Origin of the sequence: Providencia alcalifaciens DSM 30120 (assembly GCF_000173415.1) — a bacterium.
Classification (GTDB): Bacteria; Pseudomonadota; Gammaproteobacteria; order Enterobacterales; family Enterobacteriaceae; genus Providencia; species Providencia alcalifaciens.
In genome coordinates, this window is the sequence record NZ_ABXW01000047.1 from 44,146 (window position 1) to 61,991 (window position 17,846).

At 44.4% G+C, this 17,846-nt stretch carries 16 protein-coding genes; 12 read left to right on the forward strand and 4 right to left on the reverse strand.

Annotation, left to right across the window (positions count from 1 at the left end; translation table 11 throughout):
* Nucleotides 1-30: 30 nt before the first annotated feature.
* Nucleotides 31-420 (reverse strand): SMU1112c/YaeR family gloxylase I-like metalloprotein, encoded by a 390-nt coding sequence (gloA2, locus tag PROVALCAL_RS09600; protein ID WP_006659033.1) that lies wholly within the window; start codon nt 418-420, stop codon nt 31-33.
* Nucleotides 417-833, reverse strand: coding sequence for an aspartate 1-decarboxylase autocleavage activator PanM (panM, locus tag PROVALCAL_RS09605; protein WP_006659034.1), 417 nt, complete (start codon nt 831-833; stop codon nt 417-419). The genes gloA2 and panM overlap by 4 nt, the downstream gene beginning before the upstream one ends.
* A gap of 391 nt (nt 834-1,224) precedes the next feature.
* On the opposite strand from panM, the gene PROVALCAL_RS09610 reads away from it, so the two are divergent.
* The 5 genes from PROVALCAL_RS09610 to livF all read left to right on the forward strand — a co-directional run bounded on the left by PROVALCAL_RS09610 (nt 1,225) and on the right by livF (nt 6,110).
* Nucleotides 1,225-2,334 carry a branched-chain amino acid ABC transporter substrate-binding protein gene (locus PROVALCAL_RS09610; RefSeq protein ID WP_006659035.1) on the forward strand — a complete coding sequence of 370 codons (1,110 nt, stop codon included), beginning with the start codon at nt 1,225-1,227 and terminating at the stop codon, nt 2,332-2,334.
* Nucleotides 2,335-2,444: 110 nt separating this feature from the next.
* On the forward strand, nt 2,445-3,371 hold the full coding sequence (livH, locus tag PROVALCAL_RS09615; protein WP_006659036.1) for a high-affinity branched-chain amino acid ABC transporter permease LivH: 927 nt from the start codon (nt 2,445-2,447) through the stop codon (nt 3,369-3,371).
* The gene (locus PROVALCAL_RS09620) at nt 3,368-4,636 is read left to right on the forward strand and encodes a high-affinity branched-chain amino acid ABC transporter permease LivM (protein ID WP_006659037.1); all 1,269 of its coding nucleotides are present in this window, start codon (nt 3,368-3,370) and stop codon (nt 4,634-4,636) included. The genes livH and PROVALCAL_RS09620 overlap by 4 nt, the downstream gene beginning before the upstream one ends.
* Complete coding sequence (gene livG, locus PROVALCAL_RS09625; RefSeq protein ID WP_006659038.1) at nt 4,633-5,409, forward strand: high-affinity branched-chain amino acid ABC transporter ATP-binding protein LivG; 777 nt, start codon at nt 4,633-4,635, stop codon at nt 5,407-5,409. Before PROVALCAL_RS09620 ends, livG begins: the two co-directional genes overlap by 4 nt.
* Nucleotides 5,409-6,110, forward strand: coding sequence for a high-affinity branched-chain amino acid ABC transporter ATP-binding protein LivF (gene livF / locus PROVALCAL_RS09630; RefSeq protein ID WP_006659039.1), 702 nt, complete (start codon nt 5,409-5,411; stop codon nt 6,108-6,110). The genes livG and livF overlap by 1 nt, the downstream gene beginning before the upstream one ends.
* A 72-nt stretch (nt 6,111-6,182) precedes the next feature.
* Here livF and PROVALCAL_RS09635 read toward each other — a convergent pair whose 3' ends face one another.
* The gene (locus PROVALCAL_RS09635; protein WP_006659040.1) at nt 6,183-7,001 is read right to left on the reverse strand and encodes a hypothetical protein; all 819 of its coding nucleotides are present in this window, start codon (nt 6,999-7,001) and stop codon (nt 6,183-6,185) included.
* A gap of 594 nt (nt 7,002-7,595) precedes the next feature.
* Here PROVALCAL_RS09635 and hutU point away from each other — a divergent pair.
* The 7 genes from hutU (at nt 7,596) to PROVALCAL_RS09670 (ending at nt 16,909) form a co-directional block, all read left to right on the forward strand.
* Complete coding sequence (hutU, locus tag PROVALCAL_RS09640; protein WP_006659041.1) at nt 7,596-9,263, forward strand: urocanate hydratase; 1,668 nt, start codon at nt 7,596-7,598, stop codon at nt 9,261-9,263.
* 57 nt (nt 9,264-9,320) lie between these two features.
* The gene (locus tag PROVALCAL_RS09645; protein ID WP_039861839.1) at nt 9,321-10,502 is read left to right on the forward strand and encodes a CaiB/BaiF CoA transferase family protein; all 1,182 of its coding nucleotides are present in this window, start codon (nt 9,321-9,323) and stop codon (nt 10,500-10,502) included.
* Nucleotides 10,499-11,635, forward strand: a complete 1,137-nt coding sequence (locus tag PROVALCAL_RS09650; protein ID WP_006659043.1) for an acyl-CoA dehydrogenase family protein — start codon at nt 10,499-10,501, stop codon at nt 11,633-11,635. The genes PROVALCAL_RS09645 and PROVALCAL_RS09650 overlap by 4 nt, the downstream gene beginning before the upstream one ends.
* Nucleotides 11,636-11,902: 267 nt before the next feature.
* Nucleotides 11,903-13,342 carry a purine-cytosine permease family protein gene (locus PROVALCAL_RS09655; RefSeq protein WP_006659044.1) on the forward strand — a complete coding sequence of 480 codons (1,440 nt, stop codon included), beginning with the start codon at nt 11,903-11,905 and terminating at the stop codon, nt 13,340-13,342.
* A 152-nt stretch (nt 13,343-13,494) separates the two neighbouring features.
* The gene (locus tag PROVALCAL_RS09660) at nt 13,495-14,250 is read left to right on the forward strand and encodes an electron transfer flavoprotein subunit beta/FixA family protein (RefSeq protein ID WP_006659045.1); all 756 of its coding nucleotides are present in this window, start codon (nt 13,495-13,497) and stop codon (nt 14,248-14,250) included.
* A gap of 14 nt (nt 14,251-14,264) precedes the next feature.
* Entirely contained in the window at nt 14,265-15,215 is a 951-nt protein-coding gene (locus tag PROVALCAL_RS09665; protein ID WP_006659046.1) for an electron transfer flavoprotein subunit alpha/FixB family protein, read from the forward strand.
* Between the two features lie 11 nt (nt 15,216-15,226).
* Nucleotides 15,227-16,909, forward strand: coding sequence for an electron transfer flavoprotein-ubiquinone oxidoreductase (locus tag PROVALCAL_RS09670; RefSeq protein ID WP_039861841.1), 1,683 nt, complete (start codon nt 15,227-15,229; stop codon nt 16,907-16,909).
* Nucleotides 16,910-17,032: 123 nt separating this feature from the next.
* Here the strand turns inward: PROVALCAL_RS09670 and PROVALCAL_RS09675 are convergent, their stop codons facing one another.
* Complete coding sequence (locus PROVALCAL_RS09675) at nt 17,033-17,746, reverse strand: UTRA domain-containing protein (protein ID WP_006659048.1); 714 nt, start codon at nt 17,744-17,746, stop codon at nt 17,033-17,035.
* Nucleotides 17,747-17,846 lie beyond the last annotated feature (100 nt).

The window sequence follows — 17,846 nt, forward strand, 5'->3', positions numbered from 1 at the left end:
ACTCATTCACCCACTATTCAGTCATAACGTTTATTCGCGGGAATAGAGCTCTAACGGTAGCCCATCAGGGTCTGCAAAGAAGGTAAAACGTTTCTGAGTATAAGGGTCAAGGCGTACCGCCTCACAAATCACCTGATTTTTTGCCAAATAGGCAATCCACTCCTCGATATTATCCACTTCAAACGCTAAATGACGTAAACCTGCGGCTTCTGGATAACTGAGCCTTTTTGGCGGGTTTGCAAAACTAAACAGTTCAATTTGATAATGCTCACCAAAAGCTAAATCTGCTTTCCATGAATCATTTTCTGGGCGGTAATGTTCCGAGAGTAGCTGTAGCCCAAGGATCTGACAATAAAAATGCTTACTCTGAGTGAAGTCAGAACAAATAATAGCAACGTGATGAATTTTATTAAGTTTCATATTAATGGCTCGATATGTCTCTGCCAGTTTTGATCGTTTTCTGTTGGGCGAAAACCACAGGCTGAAAGAAATTGTTCTAGGGCGATTTTGTTTTGTGGTTCGATACCTTGCAAGTTAAAGATCCAAGTGTGAATTTCAGGTAATTGACGGCAAATCTCTTGTAAAAGGTACAAGCCTACACCTCGTCGGCGTGTCACTTCACGAACATTAAAATCATAAATAACCCCTTGTTGTTGATGAATAGACACTTTAGCGGCTGCGAGTAATCTTTCATTAAAACGAGCGCCATAAAATTGCACGCCAGACTCAAGGTTTTGGATAAGCTGTGACCGATTCTGGTCTATCCAGATCTTCGAGAGGTCGATGTACTGTTGCTCAGTAGGATTGACCAGAGGAATGATGGTTAGTCTCATTTATTTTGATCCATTTCATGGTGCATGTTACACGCTATTCTAACAGCAGAGTGATCTGTAACCGATTTTTTAATTTTAAAGAGAAAAATTTGGTCTCTCTGCATTTTCCGAGTTTCACTCGGATTAAGCTAAATTTAACTGGAATATAACACTAGTATTTACAAAAAATACACGTTTTATCATTAGGTTTTTATTCTGTAATTGATGTAAATACCTACTCTATTCATTTGCTATTTAGCATAATTCTCTTGTTTAATGGTCTGAAATATATAGCCTTATTGGCTATGTTTTGAAATATCAGGCATTGAACCTGTCAACGATAATAATTGATTATAAATCAATCACAAACACTCACAATCATACACACAATATTGATGGCGGGGACGCACGAATGAAGAATAGTAATAAAGCATTATTAGCAGGTTGTATCGCAATGGCATTAAGTCCAGCCGGATGGGCGAAAGAGATTAAAATCGCAGTCGTGGGCGCAATGTCGGGTCCTGTGGCACAGTATGGGGATATGGAATTTACGGGCGCTCGCCAAGCAATTGCAGATATCAATGCTAAAGGTGGCATTAATGGGGATACGCTTGTTGCCGTTGAATATGATGATGCGTGTGATCCAAAACAAGCGGTTGCCGTCGCCAACAAAGTGATTAACGATGGCATTAAACACGTTATTGGGCACCTGTGCTCCTCTTCCACTCAGCCAGCTTCAGATATTTATGAAGATGAAGGCGTTCTGATGATTACCCCTGCTGCAACCAATGCTGATTTAACTACGCGAGGTTATCAGTTAATCATGCGTACCACAGGATTGGATTCTGACCAAGGTCCAACGGCAGCAAAATACATTATCGAAAAAATCAAACCGAAACGCATTGCTGTGGTTCATGATAAACAACAATATGGCGAAGGTTTAGCACGTTCAGTGCGTGAAAGTCTGAACAAAGCGGGTGTGAAAGAAGTGATGTTTGAAGGGGTTACCGCGGGAGATAAAGATTTCTCTGCGCTGGTGGCTAAGCTGAAAAAAGAGAACGTAGATTTTGTTTATTTCGGTGGTTACTACCCAGAAATGGGGCAAATTTTACGTCAATCGAAACAATCAGGTTTGAATATTCGTTTTATGGGACCTGAAGGTGTCGGCAACTCTTCACTTTCTAATATTGCGGGTGATGCATCCGAGGGAATGCTGGTGACGTTACCAAAACGTTATGATCAAGTACCTGCTAACCAACCCATCGTCGATGCGATTAAAAACAAAAAAGAAGATCCGACAGGACCGTTTGTTTGGACAACCTATGCGGCAATTCAAGGCTTAACCACGGCAATGCAGCGCACAGGAAGTCAGGAACCCGACGTTCTTGCGAAAGATTTAAAAGCAAACCCAGTGGATACTGTGATGGGGCAATTGAGCTGGCAGCCAAATGGTGACCTGAAAGGTTTCGAATTCGGTGTGTTTGAATGGCACAAAGACGGAACCTCTACTGCACAAGAGTAATTCTCATTTTTGATTGAGAAATTGAGTATTCAGTGATGAGCTGGAGGCTTGGAAACAGGCTTCCAGCTTCTGCTCTCCATAGAGGGACAGTAGTTTGAAAGGATAATCTTATGTCAGACCAAATTCTGTATTTTATTCAGCAATTCCTCAATGGTTTAACGTTAGGAAGCACTTACGCGCTGATTGCTATCGGTTATACCATGGTGTATGGCATCATCGGAATGATCAACTTTGCCCATGGCGAAGTGTATATGATTGGTAGCTACGTTTCGTTCATTGTTATCGCGGGCTTAATGATGCTCGGTATTGATGTGGGCTGGATCCTTGTTGCGGCAGCCTTTGTTGCAGCCATTGTGGTATCGAGTTCCTACGGTTGGAGCATTGAACGAGTTGCTTATCGCCCAGTTCGCCATTCTAAACGCTTGATTGCGCTGATCTCTGCGATCGGGATGTCTATTTTCTTACAAAATTACGTCAGTTTATCTCAAGGATCACGAGATCTGGCATTACCGAGTTTGATCACCGGACAGTGGATCATTGGTGAAAGCGATGGCTTCTCTGCCATTGTGACCAAAATGCAGCTCACTATCTGGATAGTGACTTTCCTTGCCATGCTGGCATTAACCCTGTTTATCCGCTATTCCCGTATGGGGCGTGCGTGCCGTGCTTGCGCGGAAGATTTAAAAATGGCGAGCTTGCTTGGCATTAACACTGACCGTGTGATCTCCCTGACGTTTGTGATCGGTGCAGCGATGGCGGCAGTGGCGGGTGTGTTATTAGGGCAATTTTATGGGGTCATTAACCCATATATTGGTTTCATGGCAGGAATGAAAGCGTTCACTGCGGCGGTGTTAGGCGGAATCGGTAGTATTCCTGGCGCAATGCTAGGCGGCTTGATTCTGGGGGTTGCGGAAGCGATGACCTCTGCATATCTAAGCACGGAATACAAAGATGTCGTTTCATTTGGTTTATTGATTGGTGTTCTGTTGATCATGCCAACTGGCATTCTGGGTCGCCCGGAGGTCGAAAAAGTATGAGAAAAGAAAATTGGATCAGCGCCATTATTGCCTCCGTCACCTTCTTTATTTTAGCGGGATTTATGATGGGGCTAAAATTAGGCCTCGATGGCACTAAGCTGATTGTGGAATCTGGGGGAGACGTTCGTTGGAATTGGATCTTCGTCGGCATCGCCATTATCTTTGTGTATCAATTAATTCGCCCCGCGTTAAGCAAAGTGTGGCAAGGCGTGCCCAAAAAATCGTGGGCGTTACCAGATTTTGACGGCGGCTCGCTCAGACAAAAAATTATCGGCATTGCCATTATTGTTGGTGCCATTATTTGGCCCTTTATGGTTTCTCGTGGTAGCGTCGATATTGCCACACTAACCTTAATCTACGTGATGCTGGGGTTAGGCTTAAACGTGGTTGTTGGGTTATCCGGGTTATTGGTACTCGGCTATGCGGGCTTCTACGCTATCGGCGCCTATACCTTTGGCTTACTTAATCACTATTATGATTTCGGTTTCTGGGAAAGCTTACCGATTGCCGGCTTAACGGCGGCATTAGCTGGGTTGTTATTGGGCTTCCCTGTTCTGAGGCTGCGAGGGGATTATTTAGCAATTGTGACCCTCGGATTTGGGGAGATTGTCCGTATTTTATTATTAAATAATACGGACATCACAGGGGGACCGAATGGGATTAGCCAACTGCCAAAACCCACCTTTTTTGGTTTAGAGTTTAGCCGTACAGCAAAGGATGGCTGGGATACATTTCACCACTTTTTTGGGTTGGATTATAACCCCGGTGACCGGATCATTTTCCTCTATTTTGTCGCGTTACTGTTGGTCGTGCTCACGTTAATCGTGATAAGCCGTTTACTGCGTATGCCATTAGGGCGCGCGTGGGAAGCGCTGCGCGAAGATGAGATTGCGTGTCGATCATTAGGGTTAAGCCCAACGCGTATAAAATTAACCGCCTTTACCATCAGTGCAACATTTGCAGGGTTCGCAGGTGCATTATTTGCTGCACGGCAAGGCTTTATCAGTCCGGAGTCCTTCACATTTGCTGAATCTGCGTTTGTGTTAGCGATCGTGGTACTCGGGGGAATGGGATCGCAAATGTCCGTGATTTTAGCGGCGATCATCTTAGTGGTTTCACGGGAAATGATGCGCGATCTGAACGAATATAGCATGCTGCTGCTGGGTGCATTGATGGTGTTAATGATGATCTGGCGCCCACAAGGCTTATTACCGATGCAGCGCCGCCAAATGAAGCTGAAAAGCGCACAAGGAGGCGGAGCATGATATCAACGACACCTTTATTGCAAGTAAGTGGCTTAACGATGCGTTTCGGTGGTTTATTAGCCGTGAATAATGTAGAGCTCACGCTAAACCAAGGGGAAATTGTCTCGTTGATTGGTCCCAACGGTGCGGGTAAAACCACGATATTTAACTGTTTAACCGGATTTTACAAGCCAACCAGCGGGGCTATTTTGTATCGTGATAAACACCTTGAAGGGCTGCCAGGGCAAGCTATTGCTCGCCTAGGCGTCATCCGTACCTTTCAGCATGTTCGCTTGTTTAAAGAGATGACGGTTATTGAAAATTTACTGGTTGCTCAGCATCAGCATCTTAAAAGTGGCATCTTTTCAGGATTACTAAAAACGCCCGCATTTCGTCGAGCAGAAGCGGATGCATTGGATAACGCGGTGAACTGGTTAGAGCGCGTCAATCTTTCCGAGTTTGCGAATCGTCAAGCTGGTAACTTGGCATATGGTCAGCAGCGCCGCTTGGAAATAGCACGCTGTATGGTGACACGCCCTGAAATTTTGATGTTGGACGAGCCCGCAGCAGGACTGAATCCCAAAGAAACCAACGATCTGGATGAGCTGATTGCCGAATTACGTAGCCACCATAACGTCTCTATTTTATTGATTGAACATGATATGAAATTGGTGATGGGGATCTCTGACCGAATTTATGTGGTAAACCAAGGTACGCCTTTGGCGAATGGTACACCCAATGAAATTCGGCAGCATCCTGATGTCATCAAAGCCTATTTGGGAGAAGCTTATTGATGTTGGAATTTAAACAAGTTTCCACCCATTACGGGAAAATTCAGGCGCTGCATAACGTCAGCTTGAATATACAAAAAGGGGAAATAGTCACCCTGATTGGCGCGAATGGAGCAGGGAAAACGACGCTACTCAGTACTTTATGTGGCGATCCTAGAGCATCATCTGGTCAGGTACTTTATCGTGGGGTGGATATTACTCAGCTACCGACGCCGCAAATTATGCGTAAAGACATTGCATTGGTGCCAGAAGGTCGTCGGGTCTTTTCTCGTATGACCGTCGAAGAGAACCTCGCCATGGGCGGTTTTTTCGCGGATCGCCAGCAGTACCATGAGCGTATCGATCGCGTTTATTCGCTATTTCCTCGGTTGCATGAGCGCCGCAGCCAGCGTTCAGGAACCATGTCGGGTGGTGAGCAACAGATGCTGGCTATTGGGCGAGCCTTGATGAGTCAGCCGGAGTTATTGCTCCTGGATGAGCCATCTCTTGGGTTGGCTCCGATTATTATTATGCAAATTTTCGACACAATTTTGCAGCTACGGGAAGAGGGGATGACCATATTCCTTGTGGAGCAAAATGCTAACCAAGCTTTGAAACTGGCTGATCGAGGTTATGTGCTAGAAAATGGGCATATTGTTCTGGAAGATACTGGAAAATCATTATTAGCAAATGAAGCTGTGCGTAGTGCATATTTAGGTGGATAATCTAATATTATTTGGATAAAAATACCCCATAAAATAGATTAGATATTTATGGGGTATTTTATTTCATAGAGATTAATTATACTTCTGAGTGATTTTTATGGTTAATAAATCATTCTTATTTGGATCTTGAGTTAATTCACCATTATTATGACTGACTAGGTAACTTTTTCTCTCGGTAAAAAGTACCGTATTTTCTAATATTTTCTCTGGTTGTATTTGCTTTAAATAATATTCATTTATAGAAGTGATGATGTAATTATTATCTTCCGTTTTCTCGATATTAATCGTTAATTTATCATTTTCTTTTGACTGAGGAATAATATAGTCACAATTTTTATTTTTCATTGTCAGAGTAATATAAGGCTCTGCAAGATGGCCTTGATGGGCAATTTGGCACAGTTTTTCCGCGTGTGGAAATGTGACAAATTCAATCAAAAATCGCAATCTTTCTTCTTGCGTAAATTGGTTACTAAATTCGGGCATTTCTAAACCTAAACATGTCATGGTGTAGTTTATACGATTGAAATCTTTGAGAAATTGTTCTGGTAGTTTATCTGCATCTCTAGGATTATGAGTTTCAACCCGCTGGTCTGCACTGTTTGGTAGGTAGGGTTCTAGCGTTTCATTCCATTGATAAACGACCGCGCTATCTTTAGTTTCCTTCTCCGCTATTTTAGGAATTTCAAAAGTTTCATTTAAAAATTGCGTAGCTTGGTATTGAGTATTGGATTGCGTTACTGCGGGTATTTCTTTTTTAAAAGAATTTTTAAATTTATCCCAAAAAGAGAGATTGCTTTGATTGGTTTTTTTTATATGGTTATTTTTAATTTTATTTTCTGATTGATTGGCGGAATAAATTGATGGGTTTGAAACTTGATTTAATTTAGACATAATTGTTCCATAGTTTATTAATTAATCATGAATTGATCGTATATTAAACGAGTTAGCTTATTAAATATTGCAAAAAAGAATGATAAGCGAATCTTTTATATCCACTATGTATAGTGATGAGTGTAGTTATATAAAAGTATAATTTATTCGCTACTAATAAGTGGTGGTAAGCATAAAAGGTGTGTATCGGCTGTAACTGCTGCGTAGTTAATGTGAGGTTTCTCTCATTTCTGTTATTTGCTTGTTTCTGCATAAAAATTTAAATGTATATACAAGTTTCTGTGTAGAAACAGCATCCTAGTTATTGTTGTCTAACTTTTCTTCATCTTCCTTTTCCACTGTTGAGACAAAAATTCAAATTTAAATGTATATACTTTGTGAACTAAATGTATATATATTTAATTATCAACTAAGCAAACCAAGCAGAAAGACAGTATCTAGCCATTATTATTTTTATTTAATTTATTGATAATAAAAGTAAGTTTAATATTTTCACTGCCTAGAAACTGTCTGTTCGCCATGATCTCAACAATGATAAATAACCAAAATTGTTAATTTTGCGTTAAACCAAGTGGATGGATAGGGGATAAAACAATGTTAAACCGTACAGATGCAACACGTGTGATCCGTGCCCCGCACGGTAGCCAAAAGAGCTGCAAAAGTTGGCTGACCGAAGCCGTATATCGCATGATCCAAAACAACTTAGATCCTGATGTTGCCGAACATCCACAAAGTCTTGTTGTGTATGGTGGAATTGGTCGTGCCGCCCGCGATTGGGAATGCTACGACAAAATTTTAGACGTATTAAAAAACCTCGAAGATGATCAAACCTTACTGGTGCAATCAGGTAAACCGGTGGGGGTATTCCCAACGCATGTAGATGCTCCGCGAGTGTTAATTGCTAATTCAAACATCGTACCCCATTGGGCTAACTGGGATCATTTCAACGAATTAGATCGTAAAGGCTTGATGATGTACGGGCAGATGACAGCAGGCTCGTGGATCTACATTGGCTCACAAGGGATTGTTCAAGGCACTTACGAAACCTTTGTTTCACTCGCAAAACAGCATTTTAATGGCAACCCTGCGGGTCGTTGGATTCTGACGGGGGGCTTAGGTGGAATGGGGGGCGCGCAGCCATTAGCCGCAACGATGGCAGGCTTTAGCATGATAGCGGTTGAGTGTGATGAAAGCCGTATCGATTTCCGTTTAAGAACGCGTTACGTCGATAAAAAAGCGACGTCTTTGGATGAGGCTCTAGGCTATATCGAAGAAGCGAAAGCGAGCGGTCAGCCAGTGTCAGTCGGCTTATTAGGTAATGCGGCGGATGTGTATAGCGAGTTAGTTAAACGCAATATTACGCCAGATTCAGTCACTGACCAAACCAGTGCCCACGATCCCGTTCATGGTTATCTGCCTCAAGGTTGGACATTAGCTCAGTGGCGTGACAAGCAACAAAGCGCACCCGCTGAAGTGACTAAAGCGGCGAAGAAAAGTATGGCGGTGCAAGTTGATGCCATGCTGCAAATGCAAAAACGTGGCTCAGCAGCATTTGACTACGGCAACAACATTCGTCAAATGGCAAAAGATGAAGGGGTCAGTAACGCCTTTGATTTTCCAGGATTTGTGCCTGCTTATATTCGTCCTCTGTTCTGTGAAGGCATTGGTCCTTTCCGTTGGGTTGCACTGTCTGGTGATCCAGAAGATATCTATAAAACTGACCAGAAAGTGAAAGAGCTGATCCCTGATGATAAGCATCTGCACAATTGGTTAGATATGGCGCGTGAGCGTATTGCTTTCCAAGGTTTGCCAGCTCGTATCTGTTGGGTGGGTCTGAAAGATCGTGAAAGATTAGGGCGTGCATTTAATGAAATGGTGAAAAATGGCGAGCTGAAAGGTCCAGTGGTGATTGGTCGTGACCACTTAGACTCCGGCTCTGTCGCAAGCCCACATCGAGAAACCGAATCGATGAAAGATGGCTCAGATGCCGTATCTGATTGGCCATTACTGAATGCGCTGCTGAACACTGCGGGTGGTGCAACATGGGTTAGCTTACATCACGGTGGTGGTGTGGGTATGGGCTTCTCGCAACATGCTGGTGTGGTGATTGTGTGTGATGGCACTGATGCGGCAGACAAACGCCTTGCTCGCGTACTGCACAATGACCCTGCAACTGGGGTAATGCGTCATGCAGATGCAGGTTATGACATCGCTATTCATTGTGCGAAACAGCAAGGGCTTAACTTGCCGATGGTTAAGTAATGTCGAATGCCGGTTCAATAGAGTCGGCACCTTTTAGCCTCACATAAGGAATTCATGATGAATACGGCAACGACCCAAAAACCACACGGACCTTTGGCGGGGATCAAAGTGATTGATTTAAGCCGTGTACTAGCAGGACCTTATTGTACCGGAATGATGGCAGATTTGGGTGCTGAAGTGATCAAAATTGAAGTCCCTGATCACGGTGATGATAGCCGTCATTTGGGACCTTTTATTGATGGTGAAAGTGTTTATTACGGATTGATCAATCGCGGGAAGCGCAGTATTGAGTTGGATCTTAAAGCGGATGCGGATCGTCAGATTTTATTCCAATTGATCACAGAAAGTGACGTGGTGGTGGAAAACTTCCGTCCTGGTGTGACCAAGCGTCTTGGGATCGATTTCGACAGTGTTAAACAGCTAAATCCTAATATTATCTACGCCAGCATTTCAGGGTTTGGACAAAACAGTCCTCTCGCAAGTTACCCAGCCTATGACATTGTGGCACAAGCAATGTCTGGATTGATGAGTGTGACAGGCTTCCCCGAATCGGGACCGACACGTAGCGGTGAATCCATTGGTGATGTGTGCGCAGGCGTATTTGCCTCATGGGCGATTAGCAGCGCGCTGTTTGCTCGCGAACGTCACGGAGAAGGCGCTCAATATATTGATGTGGCGATGGTGGATGTCTTACTCAGCATGCAGCTTACCGGACTGTCGAATTTATTTGCGAATGGTGAAGCCCCTAGTTTGGTGGGTAATCGCCATCCAGTTTCAACACCATTTGATACTTACCAAGCGAAAGACGGTTTAGTGGTGATAGCGATCGCGAGCGAAAAACTCTTCCAACGTTTATGTGAATGTATGGAGAAACCGGAATTACCCCAAGATTCGCGTTATTTAAATGACCCTGTTCGTACTATTAACCAAGCCGCATTGCGCCAAGAAATTGAAGATTGGACAGGAACAAAAAGCGTCGAGGAAGTGTGCGATTTACTGCTCAATGCGGGAGTACCTGCTTCACCAATCCACAATTTACAGCAAGCCACACAAAGTGAGCATGCTCAAGTACGCCAAGTATTAACCCATTTAAACGATGGCGGTACTCCACTGATTTCTCAGCCAGTTTTCTTTAATGGCGTGAAACCGAAAGTGACCCAAAGAGCCCCAGTTCTTGGGGAAGGCAATGAACGTTATAAGCCAACAACAATGATGAAAAGTGCGGAGACGATGCAATGAGTTTTGAGATTAACGAAACGGAATACGCGATTGTAGATGCCGTGGAAAAAGTGTGCCGTGAGATTCTACAAACGAACGCTCAACGCTATGACGAAGAAGAGATTTTCTGTGCGGAAAGCTTAACTGCATTGGGTGAAATGGGTTGTTGGGGGATTAACTTACCCGAGCAATACGGTGGTTTTGGTATCGGTAGCATTGCGATGAGCATGATCGTTGAAGCGGTGGCGGCAGCGTGCGCTTCAACATCATCAGCACTCACCGCACATTTTTTAGCCACAGACTCAATCTTGATTGGTGGCACTGAAGCGCAAAAAAATGATTGGTTACCGAAAGCAGCGAATGGGGAATTGCTGGGTGCGTTTGGATTGACAGAACCCGCTGCGGGTTCAAACCCCGCCGACATGCGCACAACCGCCACCCGTGAGAATGGTGGTTGGCGAATTCGTGGTAATAAACACTATATTACCAATGCTAAAGAAGCTGATTTCATTGTGCTGTATGCCAAAACAGATGTTGAGGCGGGTGCCCGTGGCATTAGTGCATTTATGATCCCGAAAGGCACTGAAGGTGTGGCGTTTTCTCACCCAGAAAAAACCATGGGCCTGCGTGGTAGCACTATTTATGAGTTAGCACTCAACTGTTGGTTACCTGAATCGGCTTTATTGGGGGAGGAAGGCAAAGGATTTCACACGGCAATGGAAGTCTTGGATAAAGGGCGAGTGGAAGTGGCAGCCACCTCTCTGGGAATTGCTCGCGCAGCGATGGAGAGCACATTAGGTTGGGTGAAAGAGCGCCAAATAGGTAAGAAGCCATTGGCCGCCTACCAAGGAACACAGTGGAAGCTTGCTGATATGCACACACAATTAGAAGCTGCTCGCATGTTGACGTGGAATGCGGCTGAACTGCGTGATTCTGGGCAACGTTTTAGTTTGCAATCAGCAACGGCAAAATTGTTTGCTGCGGAATGTGCGGGTTTTGTTACCGATGCGGCCTTACAGCTACATGGTGGGTATGGTTATATTCGTGATCTACCCCTAGAGCGCTATGTACGAGATGCCCGTATTTTGCGTATCTTTGAAGGGACGTCAGAAATTCAAAAAATCATTATTTCTCGCGCCGTTCTCGACGCTTAATTTTGATAGGTTCGACCCGATAGGTAAGACAGGACTTATCGGGGTTTCTAAGTAATAACAGGAGCACTACCCTGACAACAGGATCATGGACTTAAAAACACAACAACAATCAGGTTTAAGAATGTATTTCAATTATTAATGACGGGTAGATATAACAATAAAATACCTGCATCGCGTCAAATGCCTGTGCCTAACCGCATAGAGAATCCATTGCTGACGGCTAATTGGTCCATTCTTTAAGCCAGCCTTGCTTAAAGAGGAGTTACCATGACAGTTTCCAACGATATCATCGGGCAAAAGCAGTCTCGCCAAGATAACGTTCCACTTATCGAAGCACGTTCCATTGACTATATTCCTGAATCTGAGCGACATGGCACCTTATCGAGCCAGTTTACATTATGGTTTGGTGCGAACTTACAAATCACGGCAATCGTCACCGGGGCGTTAGCGGTCGTGTTGGGTGGGGATGTATTTTGGTCGTTGATCGGTTTGTTTATCGGACAATTACTGGGAGGCGCGGTAATGGCGCTCCACGCAGTGCAGGGGCCGAAGCTAGGTTTACCGCAAATGATCTCCAGCCGTGTTCAGTTCGGGGTTTATGGTGCGGTGATCCCTATTTTATTGGTCTGTATGATGTACGTTGGGTTCTCTGCTAGCGGTACGGTATTAGCAGGGCAAGCCGTTGGGCAATTACTGAACGTTAGCGACTGGATGGGGATCGTGATTTTTGGGATAGTGATCATTGGTATCACTATCTGTGGTTACCGCATTATTCATATTTTAGGTAAAGTGGCGAGTGTCGTTGGTATTATCGCATTCTTCTACCTGTTCTTCCGTTTGTTCTATATGAATGACGTCTCTGTATTATTGGCAAACCGTCACTTTGATTGGACAAATTTCCTGCTAGCAATGTCATTGTCAGCGTCTTGGCAAATTGCTTTCGGTCCTTACGTTGCGGATTATTCCCGCTATTTGCCGACTAAAACTCCCACCATTAAAGCTTTCTTAGCGGTAGGTTCGGGTACAGTAATTGGAACCCAAGCCTCTATGATCCTTGGGGTATTTGCCGCCGCGCTGGCAGGCAATCAATTTGCAGGTCACGAAGTGTCCTACATTGTTGGACTGGGGAGTACCGGTTTAATTGCAGCGCTACTGTATATCAGTATTTTCTTCGGTAAAGTCACTATCACTGCGCTGAACGCTTACGGTAGTTTTATGTCGATGGCGGCGATTTGGTGTGGTTTCCGTGGTAAGCAGCAAATTTCCCGCGGTCAGCGACTGTTCTTTATTATTCTTATGGTGAGTTTCTCGACGATACTTGGGCTTGCAGGACAGCACTCATTCTTAAAATTATTCTCTGCTTTCTTGCTGTTTTTATTGGCATTTTTTACACCATGGAGTGCCATCAACCTGGTGGACTACTACTGGGTAACCAAAGGTCGTTATGACGTACCACAATTATCTAATCCGAACGGCCGCTATGGTCGCTGGAATAAGGTGGGGATCATCACTTATGTGGTAGGTGTGTTGATCCAGATGCCATTTATTGCGACAGGATTCTATACCGGACCGTTGGTGGAAAGCTTAGGCGGCGTGGATATTTCATGGATTGTCGGCTTAGTGGCAACCAGCATTATCTACTATGCAGCTGTTAAAATTTGGCCAATGTCAGTGGCGCCAAGTTTGATATTACCTGAAACCAAATAAGATTTATTTCTTATATAACATCTTAATTTTCCAAATATAAAAATAGTCAGTGATGGCGTCCTAGCAGTGAAAAAATTCACTGCTATGGGCTCCTTCATCCTAAAAAAATTAAATATTCAACAGATGCAACAAAGTGCGTGATAGGAGTGGTTATGAAAATTTTAGTCGCGGTGAAACGAGTGATTGACCATAACGTCAAGGTGCGTGTTAAAGCGGATGGCTCAGGAGTTGAGCTGGCGAATGTAAAAATGGCAATGAACCCATTTGATGAAATCGCGGTAGAAGAAGCAGTACGCTTAAAAGAAGCGGGTAAAGCTACTGAAGTTGTCGCGGTATCTATTGGCGAAGCCAGTGCACAGGACACCTTACGTAGTGCAATGGCGATTGGTGCTGACCGCGCTATTTTGATTCAACGGCCCGCAGATCTGGTATTAGAGCCATTGGATATCGCCCGTCTTTTACAGCAGGTTGTTAACCAAGAACAGCCGGATTTAATTTTGCTGGGTAAACAAGCTATCGATGACGATTGCAACCAAACCGGTCAAATGCTTTCAGCCTTATTAGGCTACGCCCAAGCTACGTTTGCTTCACAGGTAGTGGTTGAAGGTGCAAGGCTGCAAGTCACCCGTGAAATTGATGGTGGTTTGGAAACGTTATCCATGGGGTTACCCGCGATTGTGACAACGGATTTACGCTTAAATGAACCTCGCTATGCCACATTACCTAACATCATGAAAGCAAAGAAAAAACAATTAGATATTATTGATGTGGCGACATTGAACTTCAGCCCATTAGGGCAAGTGAAAACCTTAAGTATTACTGAACCAAAAAAACGTTCTGGGCAGTGCACTATGTTGAATGATGCCATTGCATTAGTCACTGAACTGCAAGCTAAAGAAGTGATTTAATAGGGAGCCTGAATATGAGCCAATTATCCGTTTTAGTCGTTGTTGAGCACGATAACCAAACCATTAAATCCTCAACATATAACAGCATAACGGCTGCGCGCGAAATCATTGCACAAGGAGGGGGTTTGCATGTCCTCGTGGCTGGAAGCCAAATAGCTTCTATTGCTCAATCTGCGGCGACGCTGAGTGGCGTAGAAAAAGTTATCACAGTGGATGCCGAGCCATTGAAGCATGCCCTTGCGGAACCAATGACTAACGCAGTCGCTGCGGTCGCACAAGGGTATAGCCACATCATTTTCCCTGCGACCACATTTGGTAAAAATATTGCACCACGAGTGGCTGCAACGTTAGGTGTTTCTCAGATTTCAGATATTACTCAGGTTGTGGATGCTCAAACGTTTGTTCGCCCGATTTATGCCGGAAACGCATTGGCAACGGTACAAAACAATGGTCATCAAGTTGTGATCACCGTAAGAAGTTCTGCTTTTTCTGGTGCCGTCGATACCCAATCCCCCGCAGTGATAGAACCCGTAGTGGTCACAGAATTAAATCAACTCTCAGAACTGACTAGCCAGTCATTAACGCAGATGAGCCGCGCAGAATTGAGCTCTGCCAAAGTGGTGATCTCTGGGGGGCGTGGTTTAAGTTCGGGGGAAAATTTTGCCTTATTGGAAACCATCGCCGATAAATTAGGTGCTGCGGTAGGTGCATCGCGTGCCGCAGTGGATGCGGGGTATGTACCGAATGATTACCAAGTGGGGCAAACGGGCAAAATTGTTGCGCCTGATCTCTACATTGCGGTTGGGATCTCCGGTGCCATTCAACATATTGCGGGCATGAAAGAGAGCAAAGTGATCGTCGCGATTAACAGCGATCCAGAAGCCCCCATTTTCCAAGTGGCAGACTACGGTATCGTCGGTGATCTGTTTGAGATCTTACCTGCATTTGATAAAGCGCTGGCATAAGGAAGGACACCATGACTACCGACAATAGTGCCAATATCACGGCGTCTTCGACGCGAGAATCAATGGAATTTGATGTCCTGATTGTCGGTGGAGGACCCGCAGGATTATCGGCGGCAATTCGTCTTAAGCAACTCGCAAGCGAAACAGGTAAAGACCTTAGTGTCTGCTTAATCGATAAAGGCTCAGAGGTCGGCGCGCATATTTTATCGGGCGCGGTCATCGACCCGCGAGGTCTTAACGAGCTATTACCTGACTGGCAACAAACGGTTTCTGCATCACTTACGCCCGTTGGTGAGGACCGCTTCTTATGGCTCAAGGAGCATAAAGCTAGCAAGCTGCCATTAGCTTTGTTACCTGCCTGCCTGAAAAATCATGGCAACGTGATTGGTAGCCTTGGGCAAGTCAGTGCTGCACTTGCGGCAGAGGCTGAGCAGCTTGGCGTCGATATTTTTCCTGGATTTGCTGCCACAGATGTCCTTTTTGATGATGCAGGACAGGTTATGGGCGTGACCACAGGGGATATGGGGTTAGACAAGCAGGGTAACCCCACTGCTATGTATCAAGCGGGAATGAACCTACTGGCAAAAATGACCTTCTTTGCAGAAGGGTGTCGAGGGCAGCTAGGTAAGCAGTTAATTGCTCATTTCGACTTAGCGGTAAATCGTGGTAAGCAGACTTATGGATTAGGTTTAAAAGAAATTTGGCAGATCCCTCAAGAGCAGCATCAAGCGGGATTAGTGGTGCACTCAGTAGGGTGGCCTCTCGATAATCAAACCTACGGAGGTGGATTTGCGTATCACTACGGGGAAAATTTGGTTGCGGTGGGGCTGGTGGTCGGGCTGAATTATGAAAATCCGTATTTGTCCCCGTTTGAGGAGTTCCAGCGTTTAAAGACCCATCCTGCATTTAGTGAGTTTCTACAAGGTGGTGAGCGAATCAGTTATGGTGCACGTACCATGGTTGCTGGGGGCTTACCTGCTCTGCCTGAATTAAGTTTCCCCGGTGGTGCATTGATAGGGGATGATGCGGGATTCTTGAATGCGGCACGGATTAAAGGCAGTCACTGCGCAGTGAAAAGTGGCATGCTAGCCGCTGAAGCACTATTTGAAGCATTTGCCGACGATCAGGTCGATTACACGCAATTTACCCGCCAGTTTCAACAAAAGTTCGAACAAAGCTGGTTATATGATGAGTTATACCAAACGCGTAATTTCAAGCCTTACATGAAAAAAGGGCTGGTGCTCGGATCATTGCTATTTGGGGCTGAGCAATGGTTATTAAAAGGGCGTACCCCATGGTCGTTAAAGCTTAAAATGGATGACCATCAAGGGCTTAAACCTGCAAGCCAATTTGAGCCAATATCTTATCCGAAGCCGGATGGTAAATTAACGTTTGATAAGCCGTCATCGGTATTTTTATCGAATACTCACCATGCGGAAGAGCAACCTTGCCATCTACGCTTGAAAGATATTGAAATACCTATTCGTGTCAATTTATCCATTTACGCTTCACCGGAAACTCGGTATTGCCCTGCGGGGGTCTATGAAGTTGTGAATATACAGCAGCAGGAAAAACTGCAAATAAATGCGCAAAATTGCCTGCATTGCAAAGCCTGTGACATTAAAGACCCTCTGCAAAATATTACGTGGACAGCACCGCAAGGGGGAGAAGGACCGATTTATCAAGGTATGTAGTTTTGTTGTGATGTTGATGTGTTGATACCACTGTAATTTCTGTGATGTGGAAATTATCGAGGTATATTATTGTGTTATCAGTCGTTTTGGGGCAGAAGAGCCCCATTTTTTATGGCAAAAAAGTTAGTTTTCAATGCGAGAATGTAATTTCAATTTATAGCGAGAACCTGCGCTGATCATATTGACGTAACTGATCAATATGTTGCCTGTCCATGTCCGGCGGCTGAGTTGTAAACAAGGGGCATTTTCTTTGATGGATAGGGCTTGAGCAAGCGTTTTACTTGCTAGGATAGCCTCAATCGTGTGCTCCATTTCACTGACAGGAAAGTGGCGTTGCAAATAGCCGCTAGGGGTTTCAGTATGACCAAACTGCTGCTGAACAAATTCAGGAACAAGTTCATGATTAACAAAGCGTTCTTCCAACATCAGTGGAATATCATTTTCAAAATGCAGCATTTTACAGTAACCAATGTTACTGCCTTCCGTGACACCGAGTTGCAAGGCTATGTCTGCTGTCGCAGGAATGACCTTTAATTGTAATTGGTGACCTGCATATTTATTTCCACTAACCGAAATCTCATCAAAAATATCAAACGCTTTGGTTACAGGAAGTTCATGTTTTTGGGTAGCGACAAACGTACCTTTCCCTGCAATACGATTCAAGATACCTTTCTGACTCAGCTCAGAAATCGCTTTATTCACCGTCATACGGCTAACATTAAATTGGGCGCATAGCTCAAGCTCTGTGGGGATTTGAGTTTCGGGTTTAAAAATCCCTAAATCAATACTCCGCAAAATGTAAGATTGAATTTGCTTGTAGGCCGGTTTTGATGTCATCACATTTATTCAAATTTGTCGTTAACGGTAGGTATAAAATAATCTATTTTTTTGGACTCATGGCATTCAAAATAACGCATAGGCGCCAGTCTAACAGTAA

What these genes read in the sequence shown, in the direction of transcription:
- gloA2 (WP_006659033.1), bottom strand. Translation starts at nt 420, where the DNA reads ATGAAACTTAATAAAATTCATCACGTTGCTATTATTTGTTCTGACTTC.
- panM (WP_006659034.1), bottom strand. Translation starts at nt 833, where the DNA reads ATGAGACTAACCATCATTCCTCTGGTCAATCCTACTGAGCAACAGTAC.
- PROVALCAL_RS09610 (WP_006659035.1), top strand. Translation starts at nt 1,225, where the DNA reads ATGAAGAATAGTAATAAAGCATTATTAGCAGGTTGTATCGCAATGGCA.
- livH (WP_006659036.1), top strand. Translation starts at nt 2,445, where the DNA reads ATGTCAGACCAAATTCTGTATTTTATTCAGCAATTCCTCAATGGTTTA.
- PROVALCAL_RS09620 (WP_006659037.1), top strand. Translation starts at nt 3,368, where the DNA reads ATGAGAAAAGAAAATTGGATCAGCGCCATTATTGCCTCCGTCACCTTC.
- livG (WP_006659038.1), top strand. Translation starts at nt 4,633, where the DNA reads ATGATATCAACGACACCTTTATTGCAAGTAAGTGGCTTAACGATGCGT.
- livF (WP_006659039.1), top strand. Translation starts at nt 5,409, where the DNA reads ATGTTGGAATTTAAACAAGTTTCCACCCATTACGGGAAAATTCAGGCG.
- PROVALCAL_RS09635 (WP_006659040.1), bottom strand. Translation starts at nt 7,001, where the DNA reads ATGTCTAAATTAAATCAAGTTTCAAACCCATCAATTTATTCCGCCAAT.
- hutU (WP_006659041.1), top strand. Translation starts at nt 7,596, where the DNA reads ATGTTAAACCGTACAGATGCAACACGTGTGATCCGTGCCCCGCACGGT.
- PROVALCAL_RS09645 (WP_039861839.1), top strand. Translation starts at nt 9,321, where the DNA reads ATGAATACGGCAACGACCCAAAAACCACACGGACCTTTGGCGGGGATC.
- PROVALCAL_RS09650 (WP_006659043.1), top strand. Translation starts at nt 10,499, where the DNA reads ATGAGTTTTGAGATTAACGAAACGGAATACGCGATTGTAGATGCCGTG.
- PROVALCAL_RS09655 (WP_006659044.1), top strand. Translation starts at nt 11,903, where the DNA reads ATGACAGTTTCCAACGATATCATCGGGCAAAAGCAGTCTCGCCAAGAT.
- PROVALCAL_RS09660 (WP_006659045.1), top strand. Translation starts at nt 13,495, where the DNA reads ATGAAAATTTTAGTCGCGGTGAAACGAGTGATTGACCATAACGTCAAG.
- PROVALCAL_RS09665 (WP_006659046.1), top strand. Translation starts at nt 14,265, where the DNA reads ATGAGCCAATTATCCGTTTTAGTCGTTGTTGAGCACGATAACCAAACC.
- PROVALCAL_RS09670 (WP_039861841.1), top strand. Translation starts at nt 15,227, where the DNA reads ATGACTACCGACAATAGTGCCAATATCACGGCGTCTTCGACGCGAGAA.
- PROVALCAL_RS09675 (WP_006659048.1), bottom strand. Translation starts at nt 17,746, where the DNA reads ATGACATCAAAACCGGCCTACAAGCAAATTCAATCTTACATTTTGCGG.